The organism is Nostoc sp., assembly GCF_035638895.1.
Taxonomy (GTDB): domain Bacteria; phylum Cyanobacteriota; class Cyanobacteriia; order Cyanobacteriales; family Nostocaceae; genus Nostoc.
The window spans coordinates 1-8420 of the sequence record NZ_DASQZC010000436.1 but is presented as its reverse complement, the minus strand read 5'-3'; the positions used below and the strand labels follow the sequence as shown (position 1 = coordinate 8420).

Below are 8420 nucleotides of genomic sequence, written 5' to 3'. Positions count from 1 at the left end.
CTCGATGTCGCTATTCTAGAGCGATTGGGCAACCCGATTACGGCTGGAATGGCTGGCTCAACTTTGCTGTGGCTACGAGAACACGAGCCGACTGTGTACGCCCAAGCGCGTTGGGCACTTCAGCCAAAAGATTGGCTACGGTTACGGCTGACTGGAGAAGTCGCAACCGAACCATCTGACGCTAGTGGTACTTTGCTTTACGATATTGTGTCAGACAACTGGGCATGGGATGCAATTTCAGCCCTAAATCTGCGTTGTGATTGGTTGCCGAAAATTATTCCCTCTAGTGCGATCGCAGGTTACTTAACAACTGATGCTTCAGAGCATCTTGGCTTAAGAGTTGGCTTAAGAGCGATCGCTGGTGCTGCGGATACGGCAGCAGCCGCACTTGGTAACGGACTACTACCTGGTTTGGTTCAACTAACCATTGGCACAGGCGCTCAAATCATTACACCTCGCTCCCAACCAATTCTCGATCCTCATGGTCGCACACATCTATATAGATCCGCCGTACCTAACCAGTGGTACACCCTTGCAGCAATGCAAAATGCGGGGTTAGCGCTTGAGTGGGTGCGAGGTATTCTCGGCTTGAGTTGGGAGCAAGTCTATACTAAAGCGTTTTCTGTTCCCCCAGGATGTGAAGGGTTGACATTTTTGCCATACCTCACGGGTGAGCGAACTCCACACCTTGACCCTTATGCACGCGGGGCATGGGTGGGGCTTGGACTTCATCATACACAGGCGCACCTGATGCGGGCAGCTTTAGAGGGTGTTGCTTTTGCCTTGCGGCAAGGTTTTGAGGCACTTGAGGCAACAGGTTTTAAAGCTACAGAACTTCGTTTAGCAGGTGGTGGAACGGCAGAAATGCCTTGGAAACAATTACTAGCTGATGTATTGAGAATACCCCTCTATGCAACTAGAGTTGCTGCTGCTTCTGCGCGTGGTGCTGCTTTACTGGCGGGTATCGGAATTGGCATATATGTAGATGCTAATGATACAAGCAAACTCGCAGCCACACCAACGCTTGTTGCAACTCCTCAATCAGTTGATTCAGCCCTAGAAGAGGCTTGGATGCGATATCAATCCCTTTATCCACGGCTTAAAAAATCTGATAGAATTGACACTCTGCGGTCTAAAGACACGCAGATTCTCTAAGACTTGCTTAAAAGGGATAGTCAAATATCCCCCTAAACGCTCAAAACAACTACCAGTACGACAGGTATTGCAATTACGCTTACTTGGATTAATTAATGAATTCCTACGTCCATCACACAGCCAGTTAGGTACGCTCCATGTTTTCCCATTACTTGTTTATCCAGGGCCACAGCTTGTGTGGGGACGAGATAAATCAGGGGTCACTCCCTACAAAACATTTCAACACGTAGATGGTTATTCCTACTCACACTTTAATCTTATCATTTTTCACGGTGTTTAAAAACACCGTGGCGTGTTTCCTCCACGCATCTGTTGCCAAGTGGCGTATCCTCTCGACCCGTGATGTTTTTGTGAGAATTTTAGTTTCCGATTGCTGGTTAATGGTGTGACTTACGCACTAGTTAGCTCGTGTAGCCTAAGATGGTGGTGTTAAGCACAGTGATACTATACAACTTGCGATATTCCTGATAAACGTTGACTTGCACTGTAAGATTTAATCGGATAATCTGAGCAATCGAGATTGTTTTCTAAAAAAACTAATGAACAAATTAATACTGAGTTTACTTTCTTCTCCTGTACTGATTAGCTCTATTCTCTCGATGGGAGTAATGCTCAATCACGCCCAAGCTATGGAGCCAGAACCAGCAGCCAACAGCACAGACCGTCTATCTTGTATACGCAATAAACATAAAGTGGGTTTAGTATGTGCAAGGGCTTCCGTATTGGCTCAAATTCCTAACTATCAGCGTGAAATAGAGTTTTCTCAAGAAGATGCTCCCATGCTGGAGTTCAATGATGAAGAAAGCAATGTGGCAATCAACTTATTTGGCTGCGATTGTCCTGCTTGTATAAATTCTTTACGTCAGATGCGCGGCGCGACACCTTTGGTATATTAGGATTTTACTAAAGAAGAATTCAGAATTCAGGAGCCAGAATACAGAATGGATTCTGTGCTACTGGATGTATAAGAGAGGTTTAGAGCAAGCGATTTTAAAGGCGCTTGTTATTAAATTCTTTTCGTGACTCTTCGCCCTGACTTGACTGCTGGGGTATTCTGAATTCTGTCTTCTGACTCCTTCTCATAAATTTATCTTTGTTTATAACCCACATTCCGCAAACTTTTGTGAGGGCATAACAATGTTGTACCCTCACTGTATCTTGTATTCAAAATAATTACGCTGATTTTTCGACTCGCAAACCAAAGTAGGTCAAAACAAGCTCAGTTGAGCCATTATTGACAACTTCATGTAGTTCTCCCGCTTCTATCGCTACGCAGTTCCCTGGAAGCAGGGGGTATTCTGTACCATTAATGTGAATTACTCCTGAACCCGCTTCCACAAAGAATACTTCGCACATATCTTGATGCGCGTGTGCTGGTGCGGTTTGTCCAGGAGCAAAACGTGTTTGAGAAAAGTTAGTTAGGTGAGGCAAATCGCCGAAGCGTAGCATTACCTTTTTCTTGATTTCGGCATTGTGAGAAACAGATTCTTCTGGTAGGTTTTTGAGAGAAGTGGTAATCATTCTGGTCTTAAATCGTTAGATAATTCCACAATACCCCTAGAGCCATCAATCCTTACCCGTTGACCATCTTGCAGTATCCATGTAGCGCCATGTACATCCATAACTGCGGGAATTCCATACTCACGAGCAACGATCGCACCATGAGAAAGCCGTCCACCAGCTTCGGCAATTAATCCTCCAGCCCTTAATAATAAAGGTGCCCAGCCGGAATCTGTATAAGGTACTACCAGAATCGTATCTCGATCAATCTCCGGCACATCTTGTAAATTTCGCAACACTTTTACCCTGCCTTCAGCTTGTCCCTGACTGGCTCCAATCCCTTGTAAAATTTGATCGGAGTAAAGTTCAGAGGGAGCTAAGGGGTGAGGGGGTGTATCGCCGTAAACTAAAAGGGGTACTTGAATGATCTCACTATCTTGGACGAATTGCGATCGCCTCGATTCGACTAACTCATCTAACTCCTGAATTAATCTAGAATCATCACCCGCAATTAAACGCCGCACTTCATCAAAGTCTAGAAAAAAGATATCTCCTGTTTTCTTGAGTAAGCCGGACTTTAACCAAATTTTCTCTAAAGCTATAAAACTCCAACGTAATTCAGCCAAAAGCCGTGAATAAACTTCGGTAACTCGTCCCTTGATATCCACACGCCGTTGCACAAATCCACGTTTGCGTTTACCAGCAAAAATGCTATTAATTGCGTCTTTAGCGCCTGATTGTGGTTCATTACCCTGCATTAACTGCACAAACATCTGCTTAATCATTTGGGGATTTTCCCGCCAAGTAGGAACGGAAATATCTGTTCCCACTTCACTTAAATAGCCGTAATCCTGAAGTAATTCGTCAAATTCTCGCAGGATCTTTTCTCCCTCTGGGGTTTGCTTTAATTGCTCAAATACTCGCTGTGGTTCAAACTCAAGCAATACTTGTTTAGCGTCTGTTGCTATTGCACTTAGCGATCGCAATGCCGCTACCTCTGGAGTAACGCTATTATCAATTTGCCCATCCTTTACCCGAAAAATCGCTTGCCGCAGGGCAGCGCTTAAGGGAGCTAAAATGCTGTAATATGTCCCGTGGCGTAGCAAATCCAGGATCAAGTCAATTCTTTCCAACAGCTTGGCTGGTTCCAAATTATCTATATCTGACTGCGCCAACTCCGACAAACCAGGAATGAAGCGTTTGTGATAATCTTCCTTGAAGTCTTTTTCTAAATTTAATTCCCGCTTCAGTAACTTCCCTAGTCCTGGTAAATTCTCCCAGGTTGACTGCAAAGACGGTTTACTTAATTTAGCTCCTCTAGTTAAAAATTCTAAACTTTCCGGCGGCAATCCCATGCGGATAAAAATATCTCCTAAGAGGGATGCATTAAAGTAAGCTCTAGAATAATGCAGAGTTGCTGTTTCAGTGAAATCTAACCCTAAAGCGCGATCGCCCAAAACTAGAGTAAAAAAGTCTCCCCAAACTCCACAAGTTAAGGGACGATTAATCGACCATGTTAAGGGGTGAATTACTCCAGGAATCACTTCGGCGGCGATTTTGCGTGTCCATATTGGTAGTAGAGTGGTGATCGGTCGAGATTGCAACACCCAGAGTGTTTGACCGTCGTAACTCCATTCGATATCTTGAGGAGTGCCATGATAGCGTTTTTCGAGTCGATAAGCTAAGTATGCAACTTGCTTAATTAATGCTTGAGGGACTCTTCCTTCACCCTCTAATTGCACAGAGGAAGAATTTTCTGTTTCAATGACAAAAGCGCGATATTGTTCTGGTGTGACTTTTCCCGAAACGACTTGCGTCGGGCTACCTGGAAGGGCTTCAATAACGATCGCATCACCTTGCTGAGTAATGGGATCGCGGCTGAAAGCTACACCAGAATATACACTTTGGACTTGTTGTTGAATCAACACACCCATTGCAGTATCATTTAAGCCGCGATCGCGCCGATATTGCACAGCAGATGGATGATTGTAGGAAGCTTGAACTTGAGCGATCGCTGATTGTAATGCCTCTGGGTTGGTAACATTTAAAACTGTTTCATACTGCCCAGCCGCAGAAGCGTGTTCTGAGTCTTCTCCAATGGCAGAAGAACGCACCACCAAGGGAGATAACTCTGATGGCTGGAGAAATTCTGTCAACATTTGGGGATCGTCGATTGGGGCGAGTACCCATCCTTTCGGGACTGGATAACCCCAGCGCTTAATTTGAGATAAGGTAGCCGCCTTTTCTCCAACAATAGCAGCATCTAACTCTTCATCCAAAGAAACCATCGCGCGTTCGCCGCGTAAAAATTCCAACATCGCAAGAGATTCAGTTTCTGCCTCTTGGGCTGGCAGATTCATATCATCTGGAATTTTAGTATAGATCCAGCCCATTAAACCAGCTAAAGCAACAGCAGCAAGTATTCTGGGGTAATCGCCAAGGTGCAGAATCATCACAAACAGAGGAAAAAGAAGTAAAACCCCAAATTTTACTACCTTTCTCGATTGCAGAATTGTAAAGCTAATACCTGCAAAAAAGGATACAAATATTGCAACCAGTGGATCATGGACGACAAATCCCCAGACGACATTTGTCGTACCTGCCCCTCTGCCTATCCAGTATCTACCTACTACCAGAGCAATCAGGGCGATCAATTCCCAAAACGATCCCTCTGGGAAGAAAACACGGGTGAGTAAGACTGCTGCAACTCCTTTCAAAGCTTCTGACAAGACTGCCAGAATTCCGACAAACCTACCGCCATGATAAAAGGCAGCTGATACACTAATGTTTTTTGTACCAACTTCTGATAATTGCTTGCCCGTAAGCGCGTAAGTGATCCATGCAATCAGGGGTAATCCGCCCAAGAGGGGGCAGGCAATTAAAATAACTAAGATACCCCAAGGTTCAAACATTCTGGATTTTGGACTTTAGATTTAAATTTTCCATCTAAAACCTTAAATCTAAAATCTAAAGTTTTTCTAAAATTTTTGATGATAATTAGGGCGTTTTTATTTATTAGTTGCTGAATGGACACTTGGCTACAACGGCAACCGTTTAAGACAAGTGTCCTTCTAAGCTACTAATGGTTTTAGTTTAGCGCATAGGCAGCTTGCAGCGCCCAGATTATGAGAGCAGCGATCGATCCCAGAAGTAACACGGTAGAGATAGTGACTACTTTTGGGGAATCTGCACCCTCAAATTTCATAATTCCGCGATTTAAGTCGGACATAGCTTTGTAATCCTCTTGTGTTGGAGCATGAAACATTTGTCCGTTTTGATTGTAGTCCTTCTCTTTGCGGATGATGTTAAATTCCTTATATTATTTTGTTTCAGCTTGACAATTTTTCCATCGCCAAAATTGCTTACTTCTTTAGAGGTATTTAGTCTGATTTATACAAATGTGGGGAGTGGGGGAGTGGGGGGAGTGGGGGGAGCAGGGGGAGCAGGGGAGGCAGGGGAGGCAGGGGGGACAAGGTGACAAGGTTATTTGAGTGAAAACTGAAAACTTGCAACGAGTCTTTCCCCTTGTCCCTAAGTCCCCATTCCTCATACTTTAGTATCCTGCTTGCTTGTCTACTACATTCTGCAAGGGCTGACCGGTTTGGTAGCGTTTGAGGTTGTCAATAAATAGTTGTGTTATTCGCTCTCTGAGGCGTGGCGAAAGGGCTGAACAATGGGGGGTGATAAAGGCGTTTGGTAATGACCACAAGGGACTTTCCGGCGGCAGAGGTTCTGTAGCTACTGTGTCCAATCCAGCACCTGCAATCCATCCCTCACGTAGTGCGGTGATTAATGCGGCTTCATCTACGATCGCACCACGAGCAATGTTAATTAAGTAAGCTGACTGACGCATGGAGCGCAATGCAGCTTCATCGATCAAGTCTTTAGTTTCTGGAGTTAATGGTGTAGCAATCACTACATAGTCTGCGGCTGGCAGGAGCGATCGCCACTCTTCAACACCTACAATTTTGTCAAAATTTGGTAGGGGTTCGGGATGGCGGCGACTACCCCAAACTGTGACTCCAAAGGCTTTGGCACGAGATGCAATCGCTTTTCCTATATTCCCAGTACCGAGAATTAATAAATTCGCGTCTGCCAACTCTTCGAGAGATATTCCTCTTACCCAAGTGTGTTCATCCTGCAAAGTTTGCAATTTCCGCAGATTCTTGGCGTGATGGAGCATAAATGCTAGTACAAATTCCGAAATTGGAATCGCATGAACCCCTGCGCCATTAGTGAGGATAATGTCCTTTTGCAAAAAATTTGGTGTGAGGATGTGATTCACACCAGCACTCGGTGACTGTTGCCAACGCAGCCTGGGTGCTGCTATCAGTACTTTGTCATGGGTAGAGGTTTTCAGGTAAAATCCGTTAACATAAACTTCTGCATCACTAGCATCACCATCAAGATTACCTTCACTATCTACCTCTACAACATCTATATCAGATGGTAGGTGTGGCCTAATATCAGCAATGAGATGATCGGGTAAAATTAGTTTCACTATTTGCTACTCCCTCATTTCATTTTGGATTTGGGATTTTAGATTTTAGATTGTTCACAAAGATAAATCTAGAAGTATTAAGCTTTTGATGTTTTTGCTTAATCCCAAATCCCAAATCATAAATATAAAATTGGCATTGTCATGAAGCACTCGTTAGTTGTTTAGCTAATTTTTCATTGGTGGCAAATTCGCTAAAAGTACTTACGACTGGTGGCGTTAGTGGTGTAGGTTCACTCTGTAAAGGTAAGCGTGGAAATAATAATTCAGCAGTGCGATATGCTTCTTCTAAATGGGGATATCCAGAAAACACGAAAGTTTCTATGCCCAAATTTTGATATTCCAACATCCTAGCAGCAACGGTGTCGGGATCTCCAACTAGGGCTGTACCAGCACCACCCCGCACCAATCCAATTCCTGTCCAGAGGTTGGGGCTAATCTCTAAGGTTTTTCGACTACCACTATGTAGTTGACTCATGCGCCGTTGTCCTTCAGAATCAGAGCTAGCTAAGTCTTTTTGAGCTTTTGCGATCGCATCCTCATCTACATACTTAATTAGCTCATTGGCAGCATCCCAAGCCGCAGATTCGGTTTCTCGTACAATTACATGCAAGCGAATCCCAAAACGGACTGTTCTACCTTGTTCAGCCGCCAGTCGCCGAACTTCGGCAATCTTTTGGGCTACTTGTTCTGGAGGTTCGCCCCAAGTCAGGTAAACATCTATATGTTTAGCAGCAACCCGCTTGGCAGCACCAGATGAGCCACCAAACCACAAGGGTGGATAGGGTTTTTGAACTGGTGGAAATAGGAGTTTACCACCTTTGATATCCAGGTAGTTTCCTTTAAAATCTACTGTTTCCCCACTGACGATACCCCGCCAAACTGTGAGAAATTCATCGGTTAAATCATAGCGATCGTCGTGACTCAGATGCAAGCCATCACCAGCAAGTTGCACCGGATCTCCACCTGTCACCACATTAATCAACAATCTTCCTCTAGAAATGCGGTCAAATGTTGCTGCCATCCGGGCAGCAACACCTGGAGAAGTAATTCCTGGACGAATTGCTACAAGAAATTTCATTTGCTTGGTGACAGAGATGAAAGCAGCAGCCGTAATCCAAGCATCTTCACAAGAAGTCCCTGTGGGTAACAATGCGCCCGTGTAGCCTAAATTATCCACAGCTTGGGCAATTTGCTGCAAATAATCAGGTGTGGCAACACGAGAGCCAATATCTGTGCCTAAATAGCGTCCGTCATGAGATCCAGT

Annotated in this window: 7 protein-coding genes; 2 read left to right on the top strand and 5 right to left on the bottom strand. The window is 44.5% G+C overall.

Annotated elements, in window-relative coordinates; translation table 11 throughout:
* A partial coding sequence (locus tag VE944_RS22170; RefSeq protein ID WP_324981945.1) for a xylulokinase occupies positions 1–1155 on the top strand: 1155 nt, incomplete at its 5' end.
* Positions 1156–1694: 539 nt separating this feature from the next.
* Positions 1695–2051, top strand: coding sequence for a hypothetical protein (locus tag VE944_RS22165; RefSeq protein WP_324981941.1), 357 nt, complete (start codon positions 1695–1697; stop codon positions 2049–2051).
* A 277-nt stretch (positions 2052–2328) separates the two neighbouring features.
* Here the strand turns inward: VE944_RS22165 and VE944_RS22160 are convergent, their stop codons facing one another.
* The 5 genes from VE944_RS22160 to ssuD all read right to left on the bottom strand — a co-directional run.
* Positions 2329–2676: a cupin domain-containing protein gene (locus tag VE944_RS22160; RefSeq protein WP_324981938.1), complete on the bottom strand. Its 348-nt coding sequence runs from the start codon at positions 2674–2676 to the stop codon at positions 2329–2331.
* Entirely contained in the window at positions 2673–5567 is a 2895-nt protein-coding gene (locus VE944_RS22155) for a glycerol-3-phosphate acyltransferase (protein ID WP_324981935.1), read from the bottom strand. Before VE944_RS22155 ends, VE944_RS22160 begins: the two co-directional genes overlap by 4 nt.
* A 176-nt stretch (positions 5568–5743) precedes the next feature.
* A complete protein-coding gene (locus tag VE944_RS22150; RefSeq protein ID WP_181985234.1) occupies positions 5744–5920 on the bottom strand; it encodes a hypothetical protein in 177 nt (58 codons plus the stop codon).
* A 288-nt stretch (positions 5921–6208) separates the two neighbouring features.
* Positions 6209–7159, bottom strand: a complete 951-nt coding sequence (locus tag VE944_RS22145) for a D-2-hydroxyacid dehydrogenase (protein ID WP_324981948.1) — start codon at positions 7157–7159, stop codon at positions 6209–6211.
* Between the two features lie 136 nt (positions 7160–7295).
* Positions 7296–8420 (bottom strand): FMNH2-dependent alkanesulfonate monooxygenase (gene ssuD, locus VE944_RS22140; RefSeq protein WP_324981932.1); only part of this gene is annotated, 1125 nt, incomplete at its 5' end.